The sequence below is a fragment of the Mycobacterium gallinarum genome (assembly GCF_010726765.1).
In the GTDB taxonomy this organism is placed as follows: Bacteria; Actinomycetota; Actinomycetes; order Mycobacteriales; family Mycobacteriaceae; genus Mycobacterium; species Mycobacterium gallinarum.
In genome coordinates this window covers 4,051,493-4,075,239 of the sequence record NZ_AP022601.1, presented here as the reverse complement: position 1 = coordinate 4,075,239, position 23,747 = coordinate 4,051,493, and the positions used below count along the sequence as shown (strand labels likewise).

24 protein-coding genes and 2 pseudogenes are annotated in these 23,747 nt (G+C 67.3%); 12 read left to right on the top strand and 14 right to left on the bottom strand.

Annotated features, from left to right (window positions below; all coding sequences use genetic code 11):
• Positions 1-39: 39 nt before the first annotated feature.
• From G6N42_RS20035 to egtE, 9 genes are all read left to right on the top strand, one after another.
• Positions 40-432 (top strand): hypothetical protein, encoded by a 393-nt coding sequence (locus tag G6N42_RS20035; RefSeq protein WP_174262119.1) that lies wholly within the window; start codon positions 40-42, stop codon positions 430-432.
• A 151-nt stretch (positions 433-583) separates the two neighbouring features.
• Positions 584-2,044, top strand: a complete 1,461-nt coding sequence (locus tag G6N42_RS20030; protein ID WP_163731883.1) for a catalase — start codon at positions 584-586, stop codon at positions 2,042-2,044.
• A 51-nt stretch (positions 2,045-2,095) separates the two neighbouring features.
• A complete protein-coding gene (locus G6N42_RS20025) occupies positions 2,096-2,524 on the top strand; it encodes an organic hydroperoxide resistance protein (RefSeq protein ID WP_232076201.1) in 429 nt (142 codons plus the stop codon).
• 6 nt (positions 2,525-2,530) lie between these two features.
• Entirely contained in the window at positions 2,531-3,217 is a 687-nt protein-coding gene (locus G6N42_RS20020; protein ID WP_163737860.1) for a sensor domain-containing protein, read from the top strand.
• 124 nt (positions 3,218-3,341) lie between these two features.
• Complete coding sequence (egtA, locus tag G6N42_RS20015) at positions 3,342-4,628, top strand: ergothioneine biosynthesis glutamate--cysteine ligase EgtA (protein ID WP_163731877.1); 1,287 nt, start codon at positions 3,342-3,344, stop codon at positions 4,626-4,628.
• Positions 4,625-5,938 carry an ergothioneine biosynthesis protein EgtB gene (gene egtB, locus G6N42_RS20010; protein ID WP_163731874.1) on the top strand — a complete coding sequence of 438 codons (1,314 nt, stop codon included), beginning with the start codon at positions 4,625-4,627 and terminating at the stop codon, positions 5,936-5,938. Before egtA ends, egtB begins: the two co-directional genes overlap by 4 nt.
• A complete protein-coding gene (egtC, locus tag G6N42_RS20005; protein WP_163731871.1) occupies positions 5,938-6,627 on the top strand; it encodes an ergothioneine biosynthesis protein EgtC in 690 nt (229 codons plus the stop codon). The genes egtB and egtC overlap by 1 nt, the downstream gene beginning before the upstream one ends.
• Positions 6,627-7,592: an L-histidine N(alpha)-methyltransferase gene (gene egtD, locus G6N42_RS20000; protein WP_163731868.1), complete on the top strand. Its 966-nt coding sequence runs from the start codon at positions 6,627-6,629 to the stop codon at positions 7,590-7,592. Before egtC ends, egtD begins: the two co-directional genes overlap by 1 nt.
• Positions 7,592-8,713 carry an ergothioneine biosynthesis PLP-dependent enzyme EgtE gene (gene egtE, locus G6N42_RS19995; protein ID WP_163731865.1) on the top strand — a complete coding sequence of 374 codons (1,122 nt, stop codon included), beginning with the start codon at positions 7,592-7,594 and terminating at the stop codon, positions 8,711-8,713. The genes egtD and egtE overlap by 1 nt, the downstream gene beginning before the upstream one ends.
• On the opposite strand, the pseudogene G6N42_RS19990 reads toward egtE, so the two are convergent.
• From G6N42_RS19990 to G6N42_RS19975, 4 genes and pseudogenes are all read right to left on the bottom strand, one after another.
• Positions 8,710-9,425: pseudogene (locus G6N42_RS19990) on the bottom strand (methyltransferase domain-containing protein). The gene egtE and the pseudogene G6N42_RS19990 sit on opposite strands and share 4 nt — an antisense overlap.
• Positions 9,426-9,440: 15 nt before the next feature.
• Complete coding sequence (locus G6N42_RS19985) at positions 9,441-9,875, bottom strand: hypothetical protein (protein WP_232076200.1); 435 nt, start codon at positions 9,873-9,875, stop codon at positions 9,441-9,443.
• A complete protein-coding gene (locus G6N42_RS19980; protein ID WP_163731862.1) occupies positions 9,872-11,347 on the bottom strand; it encodes a glutamate-cysteine ligase family protein in 1,476 nt (491 codons plus the stop codon). The genes G6N42_RS19985 and G6N42_RS19980 overlap by 4 nt, the downstream gene beginning before the upstream one ends.
• Before the next feature lie 9 nt (positions 11,348-11,356).
• Positions 11,357-12,118 carry a class I SAM-dependent methyltransferase gene (locus G6N42_RS19975; RefSeq protein WP_174262118.1) on the bottom strand — a complete coding sequence of 254 codons (762 nt, stop codon included), beginning with the start codon at positions 12,116-12,118 and terminating at the stop codon, positions 11,357-11,359.
• Positions 12,119-12,127: 9 nt separating this feature from the next.
• Here G6N42_RS19975 and glpK point away from each other — a divergent pair, with 9 nt between their 5' ends.
• Complete coding sequence (gene glpK / locus G6N42_RS19970; protein ID WP_174262117.1) at positions 12,128-13,675, top strand: glycerol kinase GlpK; 1,548 nt, start codon at positions 12,128-12,130, stop codon at positions 13,673-13,675.
• A gap of 54 nt (positions 13,676-13,729) precedes the next feature.
• On the opposite strand, the gene G6N42_RS19965 is transcribed toward glpK, so the two are convergent.
• The 5 genes and pseudogenes from G6N42_RS19965 to G6N42_RS19945 all read right to left on the bottom strand — a co-directional run bounded on the left by G6N42_RS19965 (position 13,730) and on the right by G6N42_RS19945 (position 16,843).
• Complete coding sequence (locus G6N42_RS19965) at positions 13,730-14,602, bottom strand: oxidoreductase (protein ID WP_163731855.1); 873 nt, start codon at positions 14,600-14,602, stop codon at positions 13,730-13,732.
• A 67-nt stretch (positions 14,603-14,669) separates the two neighbouring features.
• Complete coding sequence (locus G6N42_RS19960) at positions 14,670-15,395, bottom strand: PadR family transcriptional regulator (RefSeq protein ID WP_163731852.1); 726 nt, start codon at positions 15,393-15,395, stop codon at positions 14,670-14,672.
• A 91-nt stretch (positions 15,396-15,486) separates the two neighbouring features.
• Complete coding sequence (locus G6N42_RS19955) at positions 15,487-15,705, bottom strand: hypothetical protein (RefSeq protein WP_163731847.1); 219 nt, start codon at positions 15,703-15,705, stop codon at positions 15,487-15,489.
• Between the two features lie 36 nt (positions 15,706-15,741).
• Positions 15,742-15,894: pseudogene (locus G6N42_RS19950) on the bottom strand (AraC family transcriptional regulator); the annotation flags it as partial.
• Between the two features lie 61 nt (positions 15,895-15,955).
• Complete coding sequence (locus G6N42_RS19945) at positions 15,956-16,843, bottom strand: RDD family protein (RefSeq protein ID WP_163731844.1); 888 nt, start codon at positions 16,841-16,843, stop codon at positions 15,956-15,958.
• A gap of 27 nt (positions 16,844-16,870) precedes the next feature.
• On the opposite strand from G6N42_RS19945, the gene G6N42_RS19940 reads away from it, so the two are divergent.
• Complete coding sequence (locus tag G6N42_RS19940; RefSeq protein ID WP_163731841.1) at positions 16,871-17,863, top strand: stage II sporulation protein M; 993 nt, start codon at positions 16,871-16,873, stop codon at positions 17,861-17,863.
• Here the strand turns inward: G6N42_RS19940 and G6N42_RS19935 are convergent.
• The 5 genes from G6N42_RS19935 to G6N42_RS19915 are packed head-to-tail and all read right to left on the bottom strand — an operon-like array spanning position 17,860 to position 23,107.
• Entirely contained in the window at positions 17,860-19,182 is a 1,323-nt protein-coding gene (locus G6N42_RS19935) for a DUF58 domain-containing protein (protein ID WP_163731837.1), read from the bottom strand. The two genes, G6N42_RS19940 and G6N42_RS19935, sit on opposite strands and share 4 nt — an antisense overlap.
• Positions 19,182-20,165: an AAA family ATPase gene (locus G6N42_RS19930; RefSeq protein WP_163731834.1), complete on the bottom strand. Its 984-nt coding sequence runs from the start codon at positions 20,163-20,165 to the stop codon at positions 19,182-19,184. Before G6N42_RS19930 ends, G6N42_RS19935 begins: the two co-directional genes overlap by 1 nt.
• The gene (locus tag G6N42_RS19925) at positions 20,162-21,301 is read right to left on the bottom strand and encodes a DUF4350 domain-containing protein (RefSeq protein ID WP_163731831.1); all 1,140 of its coding nucleotides are present in this window, start codon (positions 21,299-21,301) and stop codon (positions 20,162-20,164) included. Before G6N42_RS19925 ends, G6N42_RS19930 begins: the two co-directional genes overlap by 4 nt.
• Positions 21,298-21,951: a DUF4129 domain-containing protein gene (locus G6N42_RS19920; protein WP_163731828.1), complete on the bottom strand. Its 654-nt coding sequence runs from the start codon at positions 21,949-21,951 to the stop codon at positions 21,298-21,300. The genes G6N42_RS19925 and G6N42_RS19920 overlap by 4 nt, the downstream gene beginning before the upstream one ends.
• A gap of 1 nt (position 21,952) precedes the next feature.
• Positions 21,953-23,107: a DUF7847 domain-containing protein gene (locus G6N42_RS19915; RefSeq protein WP_163731825.1), complete on the bottom strand. Its 1,155-nt coding sequence runs from the start codon at positions 23,105-23,107 to the stop codon at positions 21,953-21,955.
• Positions 23,108-23,262: 155 nt separating this feature from the next.
• Here G6N42_RS19915 and G6N42_RS19910 point away from each other — a divergent pair, with 155 nt between their 5' ends.
• Complete coding sequence (locus tag G6N42_RS19910; protein ID WP_163731822.1) at positions 23,263-23,727, top strand: GatB/YqeY domain-containing protein; 465 nt, start codon at positions 23,263-23,265, stop codon at positions 23,725-23,727.
• Positions 23,728-23,747 lie beyond the last annotated feature (20 nt).

The following is a 23,747-nucleotide window of genomic DNA, read 5'->3' as shown; positions in this document are numbered from 1 at the left end:
CATGACGGGCACATCAGTACGGTGGGCATGATCGTGGGCATGAGCGAAACATCGGCATCCCCGGAACCCGCGACCGGCCCCGTCGTCACCGCGCCCCCCGCACAGCCCGTGGTGCGCGGGGAACCCCGGCGGTCCAAGGCGACCCTCGTCGCCGCCTGGGTCGGCATCGTCGCGGGTGTGGTGTTCATCGTCGCGGTCATCTTCTTCTCCGGGTTCATCCTCGGAGCTCAGAGTTCAGGGCACCGCGGCGGACACGGTGGCCCAGGGGGTGACGGCGGTATGGCGTTCATCCACCGCGGACCGCCCCCGCCGGGCATGTTCCCGATGATGCCGCGCGGCGAGTTCGGCCCCGGCCCGGGTTTCGGCCCCGGTGGTCCTCGTTCCGAGCCGCCGCCGTCATCCCCGGGCGCGACGCCGCCGTCGCGCCCCTAGCCCTCGTCGAATCCGCTTTATGCAGAGAAAGTTCGAGTAACCGTCTGCAAAAAGCGGATTTCGATGTCCAGCGATGTTTGGAACCGATCCATTCAGGGTGAATCAACACGACGAGGCACAGCCCACAGCCTCCTCGAGGAGATGACACCTGATGACCGAGAAGTTCACTACCACAGATGCCGGGGCCCCGGCCCCCAGCGTCGAACATTCACTGACCGTCGGCCCCGACGGCCCGATCCTGCTCCAGGACCACTACCTGATCGAGCAGATGGCCAACTTCAATCGGGAACGCATTCCCGAGCGGCAGCCCCACGCCAAGGGCGGCGGTGCGTTCGGTCAGTTCGAGGTCACCCATGACGTCAGCCAGTGGACCAAGGCGGCGTTTCTGCAGCCCGGCGCCAAGACCGAGATGGTCGCCAGGTTCTCCACCGTCGCCGGTGAGCGCGGCAGCCCGGACACCTGGCGTGACCCGCGCGGGTTCGCGCTGAAGTTCTACACGTCCGACGGCAACTTCGACATGGTCGGCAACAACACCCCGGTGTTCTTCGTGCGTGACCCGATGAAATTCCAGAACTTCATCCGCTCGCAGAAGCGGATGGCCGCCAACAATCTTCGCGACCACCACATGCAGTGGGACTTCTGGACGCTATCCCCGGAGTCTGCGCACCAGGTCACCTGGCTGATGGGTGACCGCGGCATCCCCAAGACGTGGCGGCACATGAACGGCTACTCCAGCCACACCTACAGCTGGCTCAACGCCAACGACGAGCTGTTCTGGGTCAAGTACCACTTCAAGACCGACCAGGGCATCGACTTCCTCACCCAGGAGGACGCCGATCGGCTGGCCGGCGAGGACGGCGACTACCACCAGCGCGACCTGTTCACCTCGATCGAGGACGGCAACTTCCCGAGCTGGACCTTGCACGTGCAGATCATGCCGTTCGAGGACGCCAAGACCTACCGGTTCAATCCCTTCGACCTCACCAAGGTGTGGCCGCATGGCGACTACCCGCTGCACGAAGTCGGGAAGATGACCCTGAACCGCAACGTCGAGGACTACCACGCGCAGATGGAGCAGGCCGCCTTCGAGCCGAACAACATCGTGCCCGGCACCGGATTGAGCCCGGACAAGATGCTGCTGGCCCGCGGGTTCTCCTACTCCGATGCCCACCGCGCCAGGCTCGGCGTCAACTACAAGCAGATTCCCGTCAACGAGCCGCACACAGAGGTGCGCGCGTATTCCAAGGACGGCGCGATGCGTATCCGCAATGCGACCGACCCCGTCTACACGCCGAACTCGATGGGCGGCCCGGAGGTCGACCCGAAGCGCGCTGCCGAGGTGCACTGGGCGTCCGATGGGGACATGGTTCGCACGGCCTATGCCCTGCGCGCCGAGGACGACGACTGGGGACAGGCGGGCACACTGGTCCGCGAAGTCCTCGACGACGCCGCTCGGGATCGATTGGCACACAACATCATCGGGCACGTCCTTGATGGCGTTCGCGAGCCGGTGCTATCGCGTGTCTTCCAGTACTGGACGAACGTCGACCCCGATCTCGGTAAGAAGATCGAGGAAGGCGTACGCGCCAAACAGGGCGGCGCCGACGGCTAGCGGGCAGACGGCCACCTTGCCGTCTGCAGCAGGGCTGGCATGATCAGGGCCATGAGCATCGAAGTTGTTTTCACGTCAGAATCCACCGCGACCGGAGGCGGCCGCGAAGGCCATGTGAAGTCCTCGACCGGCCGTATCGACCTGGACACCAACCATCCAAAAGAGATGGGTGGCAGCGGCGTAGGCACCAACCCCGAGGAGTTGTTCTCGGCCGGCTACGCCGCGTGCTTCCTCGGCGCGCTGCGTGCGGTCGCGGGCAAGGAGAAGATCGACGTCGACGATGCCAGCGCGATCACCGCGCAGGTCGGATTCGGTAAGGACCCCGACGGCGGGTTCGCCATCAACGCCCACCTGATCGGCTACCTGCCCGGCTTCGAGCAGGCCGCCGCGGAGGAGCTGATGGAGAAGGCACACCAGTTCTGCCCGTACTCCAAGGCCACTCGCGGCAACATCGACGTCAAGCTGTCGGCGAAGGTCTAGTTCGTGATGCCTCGGCGGCTCGCCGTCCTCGCCGGCGTCGGTGTTGCCGCCGGCCTGTCGTTGACGGCGCCGCCGGGGGAGGCTTCGGCGCGACCGTCCGATCCGGGCGTCGTGAATTACGCGGTGCTGGCCAAGGGTTCGGTGGGCAACATCATCGGGGCGCCGATGCGGTTCGAGTCGACGTTCACCGCGCCGTTCCAGTCGTTCTATGTCGACAACGCCGCGTGCAACAACTGGGCCGACGTGGGTCTGCCCGACGTCTACGCGGATCCGGACCTGGCGTCGTTCAACGGCGCGGTGGCGCAGACCGGGCCCAGCGACCAGACCCATTTCGTCAAGCAGGCGGTCGGCGTCTTCGCCACCAATGACGCCGCCGACCGGGCTTTCCGCCGCCTCGTCGACCGCACTCTGGGCTGCAACGGCCAGACCACCGCGATGCACCTGGACAACATGTCGACCCAGGTGTGGACCTTCACCGGCGGTCCGGCCGGCGCCACCGACGCGGACTGGGTCAAGCAGGAGATCGGAGCCGGGCCGCCGGCGACACCGGGCCAAGCCACCGACCGCCGCTGCTTCAACACGACGCGTAAGCGCGAGAACGTTCTGCTACAGGCGAAAGTCTGTCAGTCCGGTAACGGGGGTCCAGCGGTGAACGTGCTGGCCGGTGCCATGCAGAACACCTTGGGTCAGTAACCGCGCGAACATCTGGGTACACCCACCAACGACGTCACAGAAAATTTCGTGGGACTTTGTCGGTGCGGTCTGGAAGATGTACTGAAGGACACGATCGTTCCCTACCCGGAAGGGGCCGGAAGACATGACCTTCGCCATGACGTCCGAGGTGGACGACGCACATCCGATCGAACCCCCGAATGGCGAACTGACCAGCGCCAACGACGCGCACCGCCACATCAGTGACCACTGTCTGAACGACGGTCCCGTAGGCCGGGTGGGCCTGGAGGTCGAGGCGCATTGCTTCGACCTGGCGGAGCCCACGCGCCGGCCTGGCTGGAATGAAATCACCGAGATCATCGGTGGCATTTCGGCGTTGCCCGGGGGTAGTGCGGTGACCGTCGAACCCGGCGGTGCCGTCGAGTTGTCGGGTCCGCCGATGGTCGGTCCGCTGCCGGCCATCGCCGCGATGCAGGCCGACCGTGCCGCGCTGCGCGCGACGTTCGCGCAGGCGGGTCTGGGGCTGGTGCTGCTCGGCGCCGATCCGCTGCGGCCGGCCAAACGCGTCAACCCCGGAGCTCGCTACCAGGCGATGGAGACGTTCTTCAAGGCCAGCGACACCGGAGCCGCCGGCGCGGCCATGATGACGTCGACGGCGTCGATCCAGATCAACGTCGACGCGGGTCCACACGCTGGCTGGGCCGACCGGGTGCGGCTCGCGCACGCACTCGGGCCGACCATGATCGCGATCGCCGCCAACTCACCCCTGCTCGGTGGCAAGTTCGCCGGATGGCGGTCGGCACGCCAACACGTATGGAGTCAGCTGGACTCGGCGCGCTGCGGACCCGTCCTCGGCGCCAGCGGTGACGACCCGGCCCGCGACTGGGCCCGCTACGCGCTGAAGGCGCCGGTCATGCTCGTCAAGAGTCCCGAGGTGATCCCGCTGACCACGTGGGTGCCGTTCGCCGACTGGGCTGACGGCCGCGTGCTGCTCGGCGACCGCAGGCCGACGCGCAGCGATTTGGATTACCACCTGACCACGCTGTTCCCGCCCGTCCGGCCGCGGCGCTGGCTCGAGATCCGCTACCTCGACAGCGTCCCGGACGCAGTGTGGCCCGCCGTGGTGTTCACGCTCGTCACGCTGCTCGACGATCCGGCGGCGGCCGATATCGCCGCGGAGGCCACCGAATCCGTTGCGACGGCGTGGGACCGCGCCGCGCAGATTGGCCTCGGTGACCGCAGGCTCGCCGACGCCGCCGCGGTATGTGTGCAGGCGGCCGCCGAACGTGCGCCCGCCGAACTCGAGGAATCGATGCAGCAGTTGGTGCGTTCGGTGGAACAGGGACGGTGCCCGGCCGACGATTTCTCCGACCGGGTCGTGAAGTACGGGATCGCACCGGCGGTCACGCAACTGGCGCAAGGGGAGTTGTGACGGTACGCGAGAGACTCGCCCGCGAACTCACGACGGCCCGCGACCGGACTCTGCGGCTGGTCGAGTTCGACGACGCCGAACTTCACCGCCAGTACGACCCGTTGATGAGCCCGCTCGTGTGGGACCTCGCCCACATCGGCTGGCAGGAAGAGCTGTGGCTGCTGCGGGGCAACGACCCCGGCCGGCCAGGACTCCTCGATCCCGCGGTGGAGCGGTGCTACGACGCGTTCCTCAACTCCCGCGCCAGCCGCGTTGACCTACCGTTGCTGTCGCCGGCCGAAGCCAGGTCGTACTGCTCGACCGTGCGCAACAAGGCGCTCGACCGCCTCGACGCGTTGCCCGAAGGCCGCGCGGATTCTGAGGCGGAGTTCGTCTTCGGTCTGGTGGTCAGCCATGAGAACCAGCACGACGAGACCATGCTGCAGGCGCTGAACCTGCGGACCGGGCCCGCGCTGCTGAACCGGGGAACGCCGCTGCCGTCGGGCCGGGCCGGCGTCGCGGGTACGTCGGTGCTCGTCCCCGGCGGTGAGTTCGTCCTCGGAGTGGACGCGGTCACCGAGCCGCACTCGCTGGACAACGAGCGTTGCGCGCACGTGGTCGACCTGCCCGCCTTCCGCATCGGCACGGTGCCCGTCACCAACGGCGAGTGGCGCGACTTCGTCGACGACGGCGGCTACGACCAACGGCACTGGTGGTCCGAACGCGGCTGGGCGCACCGGCAGGACTCGGATCTGCGGGCGCCGCAATTCTGGAACCTGGACGGTACCCGCACCCGCTTCGGACATGTCGAGGCCATCCCCGCCGACGAACCCGTCCAGCACGTCACCTTCTTCGAAGCCGAGGCATACGCCGCATGGGCGGGTGCGCGGCTACCCACCGAGCAGGAGTGGGAGAAGGCCTGCGCATGGGATCCCGCGGTGCAGGCACGACGCCGCTATCCCTGGGGATCGTCGGAACCGACGGCACATCTGGCGAACCTCGGCGGCGACGCGCTGCGGCCCGCGCCGGTGGGCGCGTATCCGGCGGGCGCATCGGCGTACGGCGCCGAACAGATGCTGGGCGACGTGTGGGAGTGGACCACGTCGCCGCTGCGGCCGTGGCCGGGCTTCACCCCGATGCTCTACGAGCAGTACTCCGCCCCGTTCTTCGAGGGGTCTGGGGATGGCGACTACAAGGTGCTGCGCGGCGGGTCGTGGGCGGTCGCGCCGAGCATCCTGCGGCCCAGCTTCCGCAACTGGGACCATCCGATCCGCAGGCAGATCTTCTCCGGTGTGCGTCTGGCGTGGTCCGTCGAGGAAGATCGAGCCTGATGTGCCGTCACCTCGGCTGGCTCGGCAGGTCGGTGTCCGTCGCGTCACTGCTGCTGGAGCCGGCGAACGGCCTTCTGGTGCAGTCGTATTCACCGCGGCGACAGAAGCATGGCCTGATGAACGCCGACGGCTGGGGGGTCGGGTTCTTCGACGAACACACACCGCGACGCTGGCGCAGCGCCGCACCGCTGTGGGGAGACGCATCGTTCGCGTCGGTGGCGCCCGCGTTGCGCAGCGGGTGCATCGTCGCGGCCGTACGCTCTGCGAGCGTCGGCATGCCCATCGAGCCGTCGGCGTCGGCACCTTTCACCGACGGTCACTGGCTGCTGTCGCACAACGGGCTCGTCGACCGCGCGGTCCTGCCGTTGTCGGCGAAGGCCGAATCGACCTGCGATAGCGCGGTGTTGGCGGCGCTGATCTTCGAGCGCGGGCTGGACGCGCTCGGGGACACCATCGTCGAGGTCGCCGCCGCGGACCCCAATGCCCGCCTGAACATACTGGCGGGCAACGGTTCTCGCCTGCTGGCCACCACGTGGGGCGACACCCTTTCGGCGCTGAGACGTGACGACGGCGTCGTGTTGGCCAGCGAGCCCTACGATGACAACCCCGGCTGGCAGGAAATCCCCGATCGCCACCTGGTCTCGGTTCTCGGCCGGGACATCGAACTGATCCCGCTGAAAGGATCGTGATGACGTTCGCCCTCTCGAACTACTTGTCAGCCGACTCGGCAGGACAAGCGCTGCGCCGCGATGTGCGCGACGGTTTGACGCAGACCCCGAAATCGTTGCCGCCCAAGTGGTTCTATGACTCCGCGGGTAGCGATCTGTTCGACCAGATCACCCGTTTGCCCGAGTACTATCCCACGCGCACCGAGGCGCAGATCCTGCGCGAGCGGTCGGCCGAGATCGTGGCCGCGTCGGGGGCGGACACGCTCGTCGAGCTGGGCAGCGGCACGTCGGAGAAGACCCGTATGCTGCTCGATGCCCTGCGCGACAACGGATCCCTGCGGCGGTTCATACCGTTCGACGTCGACGCGTCGGTACTCAAGGCCGCCGGATCCGCCATCGAGAAGGAATACCCGGGCATCGAGATCGACGCGGTGTGCGGCGACTTCGAGGAGCATCTGGGCAAGATCCCCCGGGTTGGCCGCCGGCTGGTCGTCTTCCTCGGGTCGACGATCGGAAACCTCACGCCCGGGCCGCGCGCCGAGTTCCTCACCGCGTTGGCGGAGACGCTGCAGCCCGGCGACAGTCTGCTGCTGGGCACCGATCTGGTCAAGGACGCCGATCGACTGGTGCGCGCTTACGACGACAGCGCAGGCGTCACCGCACAGTTCAACCGCAACGTGCTGGCCGTGGTCAACCGTGAGCTGGACGCGGACTTCGACCTCGACTCGTTCGAGCACATCGCGAAATGGAACACCGACGAGGAGCGCATAGAGATGTGGCTGCGCGCCGGCCACGCCCAGCGGGTGCAGGTGAAGGCACTCGACCTCGCGATCGAGTTCGCCGACGGTGAGGAGATGCTCACCGAGGTGTCGTGCAAGTTCCGCCCTGACGGCGTCGCCGCCGAACTGGCCGACTCCGGCCTGCGCCGGACACATTGGTGGACCGACAGCGCCGGTGACTTCGGCCTGTCACTGTCGGAGCGGTGATGTCCGAGAGCCTCGCCGAGCAGTGGCGCGCGGCCAGGCCGCCCGTTGCGGGTGTGCATCTGGACAGTGCGGCGTGCTCGCGGCAGACGTTCGCGGTCATCGACGCCGCGGCGCAGCATGCCCGTCACGAAGCCGAGGTCGGCGGATATGTCGCCGCCGCGGCCGCCGCCCCGGTGCTGGACGCCGGTCGTGCAGCGCTCGGCGCGCTGACCGGTCTGGAGGGTGCCGACATCGCCTACACCACCGGCGCCAACAACGCGCTCGACATGCTGCTGTCCAGCTGGCCGGGTGAGCGCACCCTGGCCTGTCTGCCCGGTGAGTACGGACCGAACCTGGCGATCATGGCCGCCAACGGTTTTGACGTACGCCCGCTGCCCGTCGACGCTGACGGCCGGCTCGACGTCGAGGCCGCCGCCGAGACACTGAAGGCCGACCGGCCACCGCTGGTGCACCTGACGGCCTTGGCCAGCCACCGCGGTACCGCCCAGCCGATGGCGGCGCTGGCGGACGTGTGCCGAGACCTGGACGTTCCGCTGGTGATCGACGCGGCGCAGGCGCTGGGCCATCTCGACTGCGCCGTCGCGCCTTCGGCGATCTACAGTTCGTCACGCAAGTGGGTGGCCGGTCCACGCGGTGTCGGATTCTTGGGGGTGCGCGCGGATCTCGCGCAGCGACTCAAACCTCGGCTGCCCCCGCCGGAGTGGGGCATGTCGCTCACCGTCATGGAACGGCTCGAACACGGTGAAGCCAATGTGGCTGCCCGCGTTGGCTATTCGGTGGCGCTGGGCGAGTACCTGGCGGCCGGACCCGAACGGGTCGGCGAACGGCTTGCCGAGGTGGGCGCGATGACGCGCGAGGCCCTTGCCGATGTCAGGGGCTGGCGGGTGGTCGAGGCGGCCGACGAACCGACGGCGATCACGACACTGGAGCCCGTCGACGGGGCCGACCCGCAGCAGGTGCGGGCGCAGCTGATCGCCGAGCACGGCATCGTCACCACCTACGCCGAGACGCTGCGGGCCCCGTTCGAGATGGCGGCGCCCGTGCTTCGGGCGTCACCGCACGTCGATGTCACCGCTGAAGACCTCGAGCAGTTCGTCAAGGCGCTGGCGGCTGTGACCTAGGCGGATGTCGCCGGCTGCGCGGCTCCGGTGTCGCCCTTGTGCGCGGTGAGCAGAAACGCGGGCATTTTCTGCCTGCCCTTGTCGTCGTTCTCGAAGGGCGGCAACGTGAACGGGGCGTCGGCGGGCATGGCTGAGGACATGTTGGCGTGGATGAACGCGGGCCGGATCTCGTCGATGATCCAGTACTTCGAGACGGCTTGGCGCAGCTCCTCCTCGCTGACGGTGTTCGGGCCGAATTCCGCTCCCGGCGGGAACGCCCCGTTGGCGAACACGAGTATGTAGAACACCGCCCCCGGGGCTGCCGCCCGGTACGCCGAATGCAGATACCCGTCGCGGCCGTCTACCGGCAGCGAATGAAACAGGGTGCTGTCCACGATCGTGTTGAACCGTCCGTCGTATCCGGTGAACGACGTGATGTCGCCCTGGACGAACGACGCGCTGGTCAAACCGCGCTCCTCGGCGGCCCTGGTGGCAGCCGCGACGGCCGTCGGCGTCAGGTCGATCCCGACGACCGTGTGACCCTCGGCGGCCAACGCCAGCGACAATTCTGCGACTCCACACCCGGCGTCGAGCACGTCGCCGCGGATCTTCCCGCTCCTGATCAACGCAGCGAGCTCCGGCTGCGGCTCACCGATGTTCCACGGCGGCGGCCCTTGGAATTGGCCACTTCCTGGTAGGCGTCGTCCCATTCCATCACGTCGTCTGATGCCATGGCATCCAACGTAGTTCACGCGACCTTTCGCACCACCAGCGTTGCGCTGTAATCCGAAAGGGCCGGCGAATCGTCGGGTGTCTTCGGATACGGGTCGAGCGAGCGCAACTCGATGACATAGCCGCCGACGTCGTTCGTCAGCGTCCCCTGCCCGGGGGCGGGATTGGTGTTGAACTCCAGGGACGCCGGTGCATCCCGACCGAGTTCAGCGTCAACGGTGATGCGCGCCTGCCCCGTCCAGAAACATTCGACGTCGGTCGGGCAGCGCGAATCCTCCAGCACGTCGGTGAACCGGAGCCGCAGGTCAGCGTCGCGGATCGCGACCTGCCGTCCACCGTGCAGCGCGAACTCCTGATCAAGCCCTGCCTCGATCGGATCGGCCTGCGCCGCGCGGCTCTGGCATCCCGTCAGCCCGAGCATCAGTGTCGCGACGACGATCCACGTCTTCACAGGCCATCCCACGTATGCACGGGCTCGTTGCTGTGCATGCGTTCGCAGTAGAGCCGCAGCATCTCGGCCAGCGCGTCCGGCCGCGACAGCCCACCCTCCTGCAGCGCGTGCACCGTCGCGATCTGCCAAACGGACCCGTTGACACCGGTCTTCGCGCGGCCCTCGATCACACCGAGGTAGCGGTCGCGGACGTCGGCGGACACCTCCCAACGTTGCAGCCCCTCGTCGGCCATCGGCAGCAGCTGCCGCAGCACCAGCTCGTCGGGTGTCACCTCACCGAGGCCGGGCCAATACAGCCGCGCGTTCATGCCGTTCTGCGCGGATTCGACGAAATTATGTTGGGCCGCAGCAAAACTCATCTTCGTCCAGATGGGCCTGTCGTCCTCGGCCATGGTCCGGAGCACGCCGTAGTAGAACGCGGCGTTGGCCATCATGTCGACCACCGTCGGCCCGGCGGGCAGCACCCGGTTCTCCACCCGAAGGTGGGGCCTACCTTCGACGACGTCGTACACGGGCCGGTTCCACCGGTAGATCGTGCCGTTGTGCAGCCGCAGTTCGGCCAGCTTGGGGGTGCGGCCCTCGGCCAGCTCGTGGGACGGGTCCTCGTCGGACATCTCGGGCAGCAGCGACGGGAAGTAGCGGACGTTCTCCTCGAACAGGTCGAAGATCGAGGTGATCCAGCGTTCGCCGAACCACACGCGGGGCCGCACACCCTGGGTCTTGAGCTCGTCGGGCCGGGTGTCGGTGGCCTGCGCGAACAGCTCGATGCGCGTCTCGGCCCACAGCTGGTGCCCGTAGAAGAACGGCGAGTTGGCGCCCAGCGCCAGCTGCGGACCGGCCAGCACCTGCGCCGCGTTCCAGTTGTGCGCGAAGTCAGCCGGGGAGACCTGCAGGTGCAGTTGCATGCTGGTGCACGCGGACTCCGGCGCGATCGACTCGGTCTGCAGGCTGAGCCGTTCCGGCCCGTTGATGTCGATCAGGATGTCCTCGCCGCGCGCGGTGAAGATCGAGTCGTTGAGCGCCTGGTAGCGCACCGACTCGCTCATCCACCGCCCCGTGAGGTGCTCGGGCATCAGGGTCGGCAGGATGCCGACCATGACGATGTGCGCGTCATGCCCATTGGCCTTGGCTTCGGCCGCGTTGAGGCTGGCCCGCACATCGGCTTCGAGCTCGAGTGCGGCGCGGCCGGGCAGCCGGCGCGGTGGAACATTGAATTCGATGTTGTAGGCGCCCAATTCGGTCTGATACGCCGGATCGGCGATCGCCTGCAGCACTTCGTGATTCGTCATGGCGGGCTGGTACGCGGAGTCGACGAGGTTGCACTCGATCTCCATCCCGGTCAGCGGCCGTTCGAACTCGAAACTGGACTCCTTGAGCATGGTTTCGAAGACGTCGAGGCACTGCTGCACCTTGCGCCGGTACTCGCGGCGGTGCGCGAGGGAGTACTCGGTGTCCTGCACTTCTTCGCCCACGATCCGAGCCTATCGGCGGGTGGCCACCGCAACCTGCGGATTCATCAGCCCGCCGCGCAGTTCCACGCTGATCGCTGGATCGGCATGTTCGGCCAGCGTCCGCAGCGCCGACGGACTGTAAGTGCGCAGTGAGCTGATCACCCCGTCATGAACGAACGGTATGAACGGCGCGAACGGCAACATCGCGGCGAGCCGGAGCAGGTGCAGCGGCGCCGGCGGTCGGGGCAGATCGATGATCACCAGTTTGTCGGCGGCGCGCGTGCCCTCGGCGAACACCCGGGACGCGGCCGAGGGCGGCAGGTGGTGGAACGACAGCGCGAACACCGCGAGGTCGAAGTGTCCGTCGGGCGCGTCGATGGCGGTGGCGTCCATTTCGCGAACTGTCGCGCGCGGGTTGTCGCCGAGGTCGCTGGCTGCTATCGCCGCGACCGACGCGGGCTCGACATCGGTGACGGTCAGCTCGGCGGTGGGATGCCAATCCAGCAATTTCCGCGACAGCCCGCCGTGGCCGGCGCCGAGCTCGAGGATCTTGGGATCCGCAACGTCAGCGACTTCCTCCAGCGCGATCCGCGCGAAGTTCTCGGTGTTCCCGAAGCGTTCTCCGGTCCACTCCAGCGCGCGGATCACGCTGCGTTTGACGCCCTCTTCTACGTCATCGCGGTCCAGGTACTCCTGCCGGTCGGTCTCGAGCAGCCGGTCCAGGCACGATGCGTCCGGCCCGCCGCGGGGCATGCGGTCAATGTCGACGATCGGCTTGGCCACGTAGACCATGATGGTCGATTGGAGTCGCCGTTACGAGGGGAGCTTGAGTTGGCCGAGTTCGTCGCCGCCATTGACCAGGGCACCACCAGCACCCGGTGCATGATCTTCGACCACGACGGCGCCGAGGTGGGGCGTCATCAGCTCGAGCACGAACAGATCCTGCCCAAGGCCGGCTGGGTCGAGCACAACCCCGTCGAGATCACCGAACGCACCGGGGCTGTCATCCAGTCAGCGCTGAACAAGGCCAACCTGTCGGCCACCGACCTGGCGGCACTGGGTATCACCAATCAGCGGGAGACCTCGCTGGTGTGGAACCGCAAAACTGGACGGCCGTACTACAACGCGATCGTGTGGCAAGACACCCGTACCGACCGAATCGCCACCGCGTTGGACCGCGACGGGCGCGGCGACGTGATTCGGCGCAAGGCAGGACTGCCGCCCGCGACCTACTTCTCCGGAGGCAAGCTGCAGTGGATTCTGGAGAACGTCGACGGGGTGCGCCGCGACGCCGAGAGCGGCGACGCGATCTTCGGAACCACGGACTCGTGGGTGCTGTGGAATCTCACCGGCGGCGCCCGCGGCGGTGTGCACGCCATCGACGTGACCAATGCCAGTCGCACGATGCTGATGAACCTCGAAACGCTCGACTGGGACGACGAACTGTTGTCGTTCTTCGACATTCCGCGTCAGATGCTGCCCGCGATCAAGCCGTCGTCTTACCCGGACTCCTACGGCAGCACCCTGGAGGGTGGCCCGGTCGGCGGCGAAGTGCCGATCACCGGCATCCTGGGTGACCAGCAGGCCGCCATGGTAGGTCAGGTGTGCCTCGACGCGGGTGAAGCCAAAAACACTTATGGCACAGGCAATTTCCTGCTGCTCAATACCGGCGAGAAGATCGTCCGCTCGGAGAACGGATTACTCACGACGGTGTGTTATCAGTTCGCGGACGCGAAACCCGTCTACGCGCTCGAGGGTTCGATCGCCGTCACCGGCTCCGCGGTGCAGTGGCTGCGCGACCAGCTCGGCATCATCAGCGGCGCATCGGAGAGCGAGTCGCTGGCCCGTCAGGTAGAGGACAACGGCGGCGTCTACTTCGTGCCCGCGTTCTCGGGACTCTTTGCGCCGTATTGGCGTTCGGATGCGCGCGGCGCGATCGTCGGTCTGTCGCGGTTCAACACCAACGCACATCTGGCGCGCGCGACGCTGGAGGCGATCTGCTACCAGAGCCGCGACGTCGTCGACGCGATGGAGGCCGACTCCGGCGTGCACATGGAGGTACTCAAGGTCGACGGCGGTATCACCGCCAACGACCTGTGCATGCAGATCCAGGCCGACGTCCTCGGCGTCGAGGTGGTCAAGCCCGTCGTCGCCGAGACAACGGCGCTGGGTGCCGCCTACGCGGCCGGTCTCGCCGTCGGCTTCTGGGAGAATCCCGATGACCTGCGGGCCAATTGGCAGGAAGGCAGCCGCTGGACCCCGGCGTGGAGCGACGAGCAGCGCGCCGACGGGTACGCCGGCTGGCAAAAGGCCGTGCAGCGCACGCTCGATTGGGTCGACGTCGACTAGCGATTTCGGTGTAGTTGGTCGCGGTATGCGCTACCGGCGACACCGAAATCGCAATCAGGCGGCGGCGTCGAGCTGGCGTTTGGTCTCGTCGTCGAGCGTGATGTCGCGGACGGCGGTGTTCTCCTCGAGATGCGCCACCGACGATGTGCCCGGTATCAGCAGCACGTTCGGCGCGACGGACAGCGTCCACGCGAGCGCGATCTGCGCGGGCGTGCGGCCCAGTTTCTCCGCCTCGCTCTTGACGGCAGGATGGCCGAGCACCGGATTGTCTGGGCTGAACGCCGACCCGAGCGGGAAGAACGGCACGAACGAGATGCCGTGCTCGACACATGCCTCGAGCACCGACTGCGAGGTTCGGTCAACGAGGTTGTAGGCGTTCTGGACTGTCACGATCTCGGTGCGGTCCAACGCGATTCGCAGATGCTCGGGACCGATGCTGGACAGTCCGATGCCTCCGATGAGCCCTTCATCACGGACCTTGATCATGGCGGTGAGCTGACGGTCGAACAACTCGCGATCGACAGGACCGACCGAGCTCGGATCGCCGGCATGAATGCGAAGGTTGACCGCGGCCAGGCGGTCGGTCCCCAGCGTCTGCAGATTCTCCTCGATGTCGGCGCGCAGGTCATCGGGCTCCTGGGCGGGCAGCCACGCGCCGGTCTCATCGCGTCGGGCGCCGACCTTGCTCACGAGCGCGAGGTCGGCGGGGTAGGGGTGCAGCGCTTCGCGGATCAGCTGATTGGACACATCGGGCCCGTAGAACTGCGACGTATCGATGTGGTTGATGCCCAACTCGATGACGCGGCGCAGGACCGCGATCGCCTCGTCATGGTCTCGCGGCGGACCGAAGACTCCCGGCCCGGGTAGTTGCATGGCGCCGTAGCCGACGCGCCCGACATTGAAAGAGCCCAGCGGGAAGGTGTCCATGGCGCCACGCTATACGCGAGTTGTGCACGTTTAGGAGCGGTGGGCGCTCCCAAACGTGCACAGATCGCTAGTCGGCTTCGCCCAAGACGCCGTAGATCTCGCGGCGGGCGTTGTTGACGATGTCGACAATGCGCTGCTGCTGTTCGGCGGATGCAGCGTGCGCCGACTGCGCGACCGCTCCCATCAGCTGGCCAACGGCGGCGCGCAGGCTGACTGCGCCCGGAGCTTCTTCTTTCCAACCCTCGGCTATTGCGTCCCACGGAGCCGTCTCGATCTTCGCTGCGGCGGCCCGGCCTTGATCGGTGAGCTCGAAGAGCTTCTTGCTGCCCTCGGTCTCCGTCGCGACGAGCAGGCCCTCGTCGACCAGCAGCTGCAGCGTCGGGTACACCGACCCGGGGCTGGGCTTCCATAGCTGCTGACTGCGTTCGTTGATCTCCTGAATCATCTCGTAGCCATGCATCGGGCGATCGGTGAGCAGCTTCAGGATTGCGGCGCGCACGTCACCGCGCCTGCCGCGGCCGCCACCGCGGGGTCCGCCGCGCCGACCGCCACGACCGGGGCCGAAGCCGGGGCCGAAGCCGAAGCCGGGACCGAAGCTGCCGGGGCCGAAGCCGCCGAAACCGGGACCGAATCCTGCGTCGCCGCGATGTTCACGGACGTGCTCGCGGAACCCGCGACGGGCTTGCCGACGCTGTTCGTGCAGCGTACGACGGTCTTCAGGACTGACGGCGGGCGCGAAGCCGAATCCGCGGCCCGCGAACGGGCCTTGAGGTGGTGTGAATGGGGTGTTCATGTCTGTGTCTTTTCTTTCGGACAGGAAGCACGATCTGCGCTTCCGATACGTTGACGATATATCGGAAACTATCGCGATGCAACGTCCAAGGTCAGGGCGACACCGACACATCGACCGCCAAGTACTCGCCGATGGCCCGCGCCGCAGGCCAGTCCCCCGCGCTCACGGCCCTTTGAAGATCGCCGACCAATGGACTGTCGGCTCCGAGTTCGGCGAGCCAACCCGAGACCGTCGTCGCAATCGCGTCCGCCGGTACCTCGACGGTGAGCCCACCATGCAAGCGTTGAGTGATGCGGTAGAGGCGCTGCATACTCGTGATTCGGAGACAGCGGACCGACGGATGGCCCTAGAGCGCTGAGGAGCCCAGTACGTGCGCCGACGATGAAGCGGTGGAGCGGTGGGTGTTCGGGCTGACCCCATAGGCCCGCTTGAACGCACTGCTCGACGCGAACGGGGTGCTGTACCCGACCTGCTGGGCGACCGCACCGATCGTCGCCTGCTCGTCGGGCTTCGATACCGTTGACGGGGAATATCTTTCGATCAGCGACACCGAGTCGTCGCTAGCTCGGCGGCGCGAAACCGCCCGGGCCGGACGACGGTGGCGGAACCTGCTGCGGCGGAACCTGCTGCGGCGGAGCCGGGTACCCGACGACGGGGGGTGGGCTCGGCGGCCATTGTGGCGGAGGCCCAGCAGGCGCGGGCTGCAACCGCGCGAGTTCGCGGCGGTGGCGTTCGGCCAGCACTGCGGCCAGCACGTACTGCGGTGGGGTACCGGGCGGCGGTGGCGGCGATATCTGGGCGACGACGTCACTGGTGATCCGGTAGGCCATCTGATCGCGCAGCTGTGGATCCAATTGCGATACGCGGGAGAGGAACTGGCGCGCCAGTTCGGCCTGCTCGGGATGCAGCCCGGACAACTGCAACGTGGACGCCCACCACGCGAGCTGCGGCGGCATCAGCGGAGGCGGCGACATTCTCGGTGCGCGTTCACTGATGACCACGGTTCCGGCGAAGATGTCGCCGATCCGCTTGCCCTTCGACGACGCCAGGCTGCAGATCACCGCCGGCCCGCCGGTGAGCATCCAGATTTCGATCACGCCGGCCAGCGCACGAAACAAGGCCTGCCGAAAACGTTCCGGACTGCCATCGTCGGACACCACCCGCAGTCCCATCGCCAACTTGCCCAACGAACGGCCACGGGTTGTCGTCTCGAATATCGCCGGATACCCCACGATTGTCAGGACGGTGAAAATGATCAGCACCGCAGCCGAGAAGGCCGGATCGAATTGGGTGAGTGTGGTGGCCCACAACACGACGCCGGTGATGTAGAGGATGAAGACCACGGTGACGTCGATGATCGCCGACAGCGCGCGGACCGGTAGCTGGGCGATCTCAACATCTAGGACCACCGCGTCCCCGGTCACCACGGGTTCTTGCTGGCTGACCATGCCGATCACGCTACTAGGATTCGTGGCGTGGATGTCGACGCGTTCGTGGTGGCGCATCGTCCGACGTGGGAGCGGCTGGAGCAGCTGATCAAGCGTCGGCGGAAGCTCACCGGCGCCGAAGTAGACGAGCTGGTCGATCTTTACCAGCGGGTGTCCACCCACCTGTCGATCGTGCGCAGCTCGTCCACCGACTCGGTCCTCATCGGGCGGCTGTCGGGGTTGGTCGCGCGCGCACGGTCGGTGGTGACGGGTGCGCACGCGCCGCTGTGGCGCGAGTTCGCCAGGTTCTGGACGGTGTCGTTCCCGGTGGTCGCCTATCGGTCATGGCGATGGTGGCTCGCAACGGCCTTCGCGTTCTTCTTCGTCACCGCGCTGATCGCGCTGTGGGTGTCGGGCAACCAGGAGGTGCAGTCGGCCCTCAAAACACCAAGCGAGATCGAGCAATTGGTGAACGAGGATTTCGCCAACTACTACAGCGAGAACCCCGCCGCATCGTTCGGCCTGCAGGTGTGGATCAACAACTCATGGGTGGCCGCTCAGTGCATCGCGTTCGCGATCCTGCTCGGCATCCCCATCCCGTACATCCTGTTCCAGAACGCGCTCAACCTCGGGGTGATCGCCGGCTTCATGTTCGACGCGGACAAGGGCGACGTCTTCCTCGGCCTGCTGACCCCGCACGGGCTCATCGAACTGACAGCGGTGTTCCTCGCCGCGGCCGTGGGCATGCGGCTCGGTTGGTCGGTCGTGTCGCCGGGCGATCGGCCTCGGACGCAGGTGCTGGCGGAGCAGGGCCGGGCGGTGGTTGCGGTCGCCGGCGGCCTGATCGTCGTCTTGCTGGTGGCCGGGCTGATCGAGTCCTTGGTGACGCCGTCGCCGCTGCCGACGTTCGTGCGCATCGCCATCGGCGTGGCGGCCGAAGTCGCTTTCCTGTGCTACATAATCTATTTCGGCCGCCGGGCTGTCGCTGCAGGGGAGAGCGGCGACATCTCCGACGCACCGGACGTCGTACCGACGCGCTAGAGCCTGCCGGTGGCCTTCATCGCGAGGTAGTGGTCCGCGAGCGCGGGTGCCAGTTCGTCGGGTGGTGCGTCCACGACATCGACCCCGGCCGCTCGCAGTCGCGACGCCATCGAACGCCGGTCGTTGCGCGAACGTTCGGCCGTCGCAGCGTCGTACACCTCGGCGGCGTCCGCCCGTCCCGCGGCCATCGCGTCCACCCGCGGATCGGCGACCGCGGCCAGCAGAACCTGATGTTTGGCCGACAACTGGGGCAGCACCCCCATCAGACCCTCGTCGAGCGCGGAGGCGTTCAGGTCGGTGAGCAACACGACCAGCGCTCGGCGCCGAACGCGTCGCTGTATCGCGGCCACCATTGCTCTGGCATCGGACTCGATCAATGCGGGTTCCAGTGGCGCCATCGCGGTGACCAGTTGCGCGAGTAGTTCGGTGCGCGAGGCGTTGAACAGTCCCGCCCGGGTGACGCGATCATGAGCGAGGAAGTCGACGTGATCGCCTGCGCGCGCTGCAAGCGCGGCCAGCAGCAGCGCGGCATCCATGGACCAGTCCAATCGCGGCCAGCCACTGGGGTCGTCGGCGGTGGGGTCAACGCCGACACGGCCCGCCGATGTGCGTCCGGTGTCCAGCACGATCACCACTCGCCGGTCACGCTCGGGTCGCCACGTCCGCACCACGACGTCGGCTCGACGGGCGGTGGCGCGCCAGTCGATTGACCTGACATCGTCACCGATGACGTACTCACGCAACGAATCGAACTCGGTACCCTGACCGCGGATCAGGACCGCGGTGTTCCCTTCCAGCTCGCGAAGTCTGGCCAGCCGCGAGGGCAGGTGCTTGCGCGACAGGAACGGTGGAAGGATCCGGATCTGCCAGGGCACCCGATGCGAGTGCTGCCTGCCGGCCAGCCCCAACGGCCCGATCGACCGGGCCGTCACCAACGCCGATCCCTGGTCACCCCTGCGAACCGGACGCAGCGTGGTGACGAGCCGAACCCGTTGTCCTGGAGCAATATCCACGTCGTGCATTCGCGGCTCGGCGCGGGCGCTGGGCGACCACGCATCGCGGACCTGTCCGCGTAAGCGTCGTCGACCGGGGTTCTCCACTTCGAGAACCGCGTCGACGGGCTGCCCCAGTCTCGCCGCGGTGTCACCGGATCGCGCGAAGGCCAGCTGGCGAGTGCTGGCGGCCAGCAGCACGTCGAGCACGATCGCCGTCGCAAGCGCACCGGCTAGAACAGCGAACGCCGTTGCCGGCCACGGTGACAATGCGACCGGAAGCACGCAGACCAGTGCCACCAAGCCGGCACGGCCGGTCAGAACCACTACCGCGGCACCGGCACGGCTGCGAGAATCCCGTCCAGCACACCGTCGGGATGAGCGCCTTCGAGCTCGGCCTCCGGACGCAACTGGATACGATGCCGCAACGTCGGCCGCGCCATCGCCTTGACGTCGTCGGGAGTGACGTAGTTGCGGCCCGAAAGCCATGCCCAGGAACGGGCCGTGCCGAGCAGGGCGGTCGCCCCGCGCGGCGACACACCTAGCTGCAGTGACGGGGAATGCCTTGTAGCGCCTGCGATATCGACGATGTAGCCGAGCACCTCGTCGGCGACGAGCACCTGTTGTACAGCGGCGCGCCCGGCCGCCAGTTCGGCGGGCCCCGCGACGGGCCGCACGGCGGACAGGTCGCGAGGGTCGAAGCCGCGCGCATGCCGATCGAGGACCGTGATCTCCTGGTCCCGCGGCGGCAGGGGAACGTTGAGCTTCAAGAGGAACCGGTCCAGCTGTGCTTCGGGCAGCTGATAGGTGCCCTCGTACTCGATGGGGTTCTGCGTCGCCGCAACGATGAACGGGTCGGGCAACGGACGCGGTTCACCGTCGACGCTGACCTGGCGCTCCTCCATGGCTTCCAGCAGCGCGGCCTGAGTCTTGGGCGGAGTCCTGTTGATCTCGTCGGCCAGCAGCAGGTTGGTGAACACCGGACCGGCGCGGAACTCGAATTCGGCGGTGCGGGCGTCATATACGAGTGAACCCGTGACATCACCGGGCATCAGGTCGGGCGTGAACTGCACCCGCTTGAACTCGAGCTGCAGCGCGGCCGCCAGCGTGCGCACCAGCAGGGTCTTGGCTACGCCCGGCACTCCCTCCAGCAGCACATGGCCGCGGCACAGTAGGGCGATCACCAAGCCGCTGACGACCGCCTCCTGGCCGACGACTGCCTTGGCGATCTCAGTGCGCAAGGCCAGCAGCGCATTTCGCGCCGCATCACCCGCGGCGCCGGAGTTCTGAGCTGGAGGTGGCTGAGTCACGATTGTGCGACCTGCCTTTCGATGTCGTCGAGTTCACGGGCGAGCTGGACCAAGTCGTCGTCGGTCTGCGGTGGCGGACCGAACAGTGTGTGCGCCACTGTCTGTGCGTGGTGCCCGGACCGCTGCGCCACCGCCTGGACTACCGCGGGCGGCTCGGCGTTGGTGGACAGGCCGAGGCGCGGCAGCATCCGTTGCAAGGTCGCGGTGCGCAGGGCCGTCGCTGCGCGGTCGCGAGCGCGGCGGGATCGATAGAGCCTGCCGCGGCCTTCGACCGTCTCGGACGCGCGCACGACGACGGGCATCCGTTCTGCGACAAGCGGACCGAGGCGCCGGCCCCGCCACAACGCGACCAGCGCGATCGCGAGGCACAGCTGGATCACGATCCATGCGACTGCGGGAGGAACCAGGTCGGAGATTTCCGCGCCCGCATCCGATTCGCCTTGGCGCTTCTGCGGTGCGTACCAGATCACGCGCGGGTTGGTGCCGGCAAGGTTCATCGCCAGGGCGGCGTTGCCGTCGGTCAGCAGTCCGCCGTTCATCATGAAGTCGCCGCTGCCGACGACCGTGACGGTGCGGCCGTCCTCGGCATAACGGACCACAGCACCGTCGTAGCAGCGGGTGATCGAAAAGTCATCCACCGCTTCGTATTCGTCGCTCACGCCGAGCTGAACCACGCCGGCTCGGGCCGCCTCCCGCAGGTCGCAACCCGGTTCGGAGCCGCCGAAGGGAACCGACCCGGCGAGCGTTATATGGGGAGCCAGCGCTTCACGGGTACGCGACGACGGAGCCACCAGGAGCCGGTCGCCGGGCAGGTTGCTCAGCCGCGACAGGACGTCGTCGTCGAGGTTCTGCAGTGTCTGCAGCACAACGATGAGTGTGCCGGGCCGCGCGGCACTTTCGGCCGCCGAGACATCCGGTGCCTCGACGACATCGACGCCGTGCTCGCGCAGCAGGGTCACCAGTGCATGGGTGCCGTCAGGTGACGTGGACTCCGGATCCATCGGGCCGCCGAGTCGGGGCGCGGTCAGATAGGTGATCAACGTGGCGACTGCGATGACGACGACGAGCGACAACAGCATCCATCGGGAGGCGCTCCAGCGCTGCTTCAGCGTGTGCCCGACGGCCGTGTTCGTCATCGCACCTCCGCCCACCCGGTGGACGGCGTGGCGGCGGGGGCGGCACCGGAACTCGTCGCAGTCTTGAACCGTACGTGATCGTCGAGTTGGGCGACCATCCGGTACGCGGCTTCGGTACCCGGACGCTCCCCGTAGGTGACATCGTTGAATGCGGTTGCAGCCATGGTCAATTCAGCGACCAACGCCGGCATCGCCTTACCCGCGTCGCGCGCGAGCTCGGTGGCCGTCCGGCCGGGGATGGCATCCAGCACCCTTGCGTCCTCGAGCTCACGGGCCACTGCTCTCAGACGGTGACGGATGGCCACCGCCCAGTCACCCACGGCGGCACACTGCTCGGCCGTGGCCCGGTGCTCGGCAGCACTGAGTTCCTGTTCGCCGAACAGCGCGTAGCGACCGCCACGGTCGGTCCGCATGGTGCGCCGTGCGATCCGTATCGCGACGATGATCCCGACGACGAGCAGGATCAGCAGAACACAAATCGTGAACCAGCCACCGGGCAGACGAGATCCGGAGTCGGCCAACCGGTAGAGCAACTCGTTGATCCACTCGAGGAGACGTTCAATCAGGCCCGGCTTGGGGTAGATGGGTTTTTGCAGTTCGCGTTGCGCGGCGTCGTGGGCGGCATCGCTGTCGATGTCTATCGTCGGCACGTCAGGCTTGGCGGGTCAGCCACAGATGGTCAGTGGAATCGGATGGCGAGGACGGCCCGTAGGCCGCGCCGGTCCTCAGTACGAGGTCGAACGCTTCGGCGCGGATCCGGCGATCGGTGTAGAGCAGCACGACGACGCCCGCCAGGAATGGGGCGGTGATGATCTGGGCGATGACGCCGCCCACCGACAGCAGGAGGAATGACAGCATCATCATCGCGGTGGACTCGGCCGCCATCAGAAGGAGCTGACCGCCCAGGCTGAACGGGATCGTGACCGCCCCGGCGATGAACTGCACCGCGATCGTGGCGAGCAACCGGATACCGAATACCCGCCAGAAGTCGTTCTTCACCAACCTGAACGACCGCTCGATGGCGGCGAAGATGCCGATGCGTTCCAGCACGATGAGCGGCGGCGCGAAGCTGAGAACCACCCAGATATAGACCAGCGCTGCGATCAAGAGCAGACCCAGAGGCAGGCCCACGATGATCGCGGCGGTGACGCTGGACGCTATCCCGATCCAGAAGATCAGGCCGAAGACGATGGCGACCAGAATCGCGACGCCCAACCCTTCGATGAGCGTGAACGCGATCAATGCCAACAGTCGCCCCTTGAGGCGTTGCCACGCTTCACCGATCGTGATGCCGGCCCCGAAGACGGCCCGGCCGACGACGACGGTGAGCAGCCCACTCAGCAGAATCGCGGTCAACCAGGTCGCAGCGGCGCCGGCGAAGCTGGACAGCGACGTGCCGAGCAGGGCGCCGGTGGACAGCTCGTCACTGTTGAACGACCCCGCTAGCTGGCCGGCGGCGGCGAGCGGTCCCACGGAGAGCACGAGCGCCATCAACTGGCTGGCGACGACGACGATGGTGGTGAATCCCAGCGTCGCCTTCGGATTGGCGCGAATGTAGGCGACCGCGCCGTTGAAGATGTCGGACAGGCTCAGCGGTCGCAGCGGGATGACGCCCGGTTTGAGGACGGGCTGCATCGGTGGTCCGTAGCCCGGAGGGGGGCCGTAGCCCGGAGGGGGGCCGTAGCCCGGCGGTGGTCCGTAGCCCGGAGGCGGTCCGTACCCCGGAGGTGGTGCGTAGCCCGGAGGTGGTGCGTAGCCCGGTGGCGGCTGTCCGGCGATCCCCGAATTGCCGGCCTCGGTGCTCATGGCACCATCCTGTCGATCATGATGCGAATTGACAAACGTCTCTGACCGCCGTGTCAGCGCGCCGACCGAGGCCACCGCGGCCCGATGTCGACCGAGATCACGGTGCGCGGTTCGGCACTGGACCCGCAGCCGGCGGTGCGGCGTAGGTTTGCGGCATGGCAGAACTCAAAGAGCAACTGCGTGCAGACCTCACCGCGGCGATGAAGTCGCAGGACAAACTGCGGACCGCGACGCTGCGGATGCTGCTCGCGGCAATCCAGACCGAGGAAGTGGCGGGCAAGGATGCGCGCGAACTGTCCGACGCGGACGTGCTGAAGGTGCTGTCCAAGGAATCCAAGAAGCGCGCGGAGGCCGCGGAGATCTACACCCAGAACGGCCGTGGTGAGCTGGCCGCCAACGAGCATGCCGAAGCGCGCGTCATCGACGAGTACCTGCCCACTCCGCTGACCGACGCGGAAGTGGCCGATGTGGTCGACACCGCGATCGCGCAGGTCGCCGAGGAGATCGGCGAGCGGCCGGGCATGAGGCAGATGGGCCAGGTGATGAAGGCCGCCACTGCGATCGCTGCAGGTAAGGCCGACGGCTCACGGCTCTCGGCTGCCGTGAAGGCCAGGCTGTAGCCGTTTCGTCGTCATCCGCC

What these genes read in the sequence shown, in the direction of transcription:
- G6N42_RS20035 (WP_174262119.1), top strand. Translation starts at nt 40, where the DNA reads ATGAGCGAAACATCGGCATCCCCGGAACCCGCGACCGGCCCCGTCGTC.
- G6N42_RS20030 (WP_163731883.1), top strand. Translation starts at nt 584, where the DNA reads ATGACCGAGAAGTTCACTACCACAGATGCCGGGGCCCCGGCCCCCAGC.
- G6N42_RS20025 (WP_232076201.1), top strand. Translation starts at nt 2,096, where the DNA reads ATGAGCATCGAAGTTGTTTTCACGTCAGAATCCACCGCGACCGGAGGC.
- G6N42_RS20020 (WP_163737860.1), top strand. Translation starts at nt 2,531, where the DNA reads ATGCCTCGGCGGCTCGCCGTCCTCGCCGGCGTCGGTGTTGCCGCCGGC.
- egtA (WP_163731877.1), top strand. Translation starts at nt 3,342, where the DNA reads ATGACCTTCGCCATGACGTCCGAGGTGGACGACGCACATCCGATCGAA.
- egtC (WP_163731871.1), top strand. Translation starts at nt 5,938, where the DNA reads ATGTGCCGTCACCTCGGCTGGCTCGGCAGGTCGGTGTCCGTCGCGTCA.
- egtD (WP_163731868.1), top strand. Translation starts at nt 6,627, where the DNA reads ATGACGTTCGCCCTCTCGAACTACTTGTCAGCCGACTCGGCAGGACAA.
- egtE (WP_163731865.1), top strand. Translation starts at nt 7,592, where the DNA reads ATGTCCGAGAGCCTCGCCGAGCAGTGGCGCGCGGCCAGGCCGCCCGTT.
- G6N42_RS19975 (WP_174262118.1), bottom strand. Translation starts at nt 12,118, where the DNA reads ATGGTCTACGTGGCCAAGCCGATCGTCGACATTGACCGCATGCCCCGC.
- G6N42_RS19965 (WP_163731855.1), bottom strand. Translation starts at nt 14,602, where the DNA reads ATGGACACCTTCCCGCTGGGCTCTTTCAATGTCGGGCGCGTCGGCTAC.
- G6N42_RS19960 (WP_163731852.1), bottom strand. Translation starts at nt 15,395, where the DNA reads ATGAACACCCCATTCACACCACCTCAAGGCCCGTTCGCGGGCCGCGGA.
- G6N42_RS19955 (WP_163731847.1), bottom strand. Translation starts at nt 15,705, where the DNA reads ATGCAGCGCCTCTACCGCATCACTCAACGCTTGCATGGTGGGCTCACC.
- G6N42_RS19945 (WP_163731844.1), bottom strand. Translation starts at nt 16,843, where the DNA reads ATGGTCAGCCAGCAAGAACCCGTGGTGACCGGGGACGCGGTGGTCCTA.
- G6N42_RS19925 (WP_163731831.1), bottom strand. Translation starts at nt 21,301, where the DNA reads ATGACGAACACGGCCGTCGGGCACACGCTGAAGCAGCGCTGGAGCGCC.
- G6N42_RS19915 (WP_163731825.1), bottom strand. Translation starts at nt 23,107, where the DNA reads ATGAGCACCGAGGCCGGCAATTCGGGGATCGCCGGACAGCCGCCACCG.
- G6N42_RS19910 (WP_163731822.1), top strand. Translation starts at nt 23,263, where the DNA reads ATGGCAGAACTCAAAGAGCAACTGCGTGCAGACCTCACCGCGGCGATG.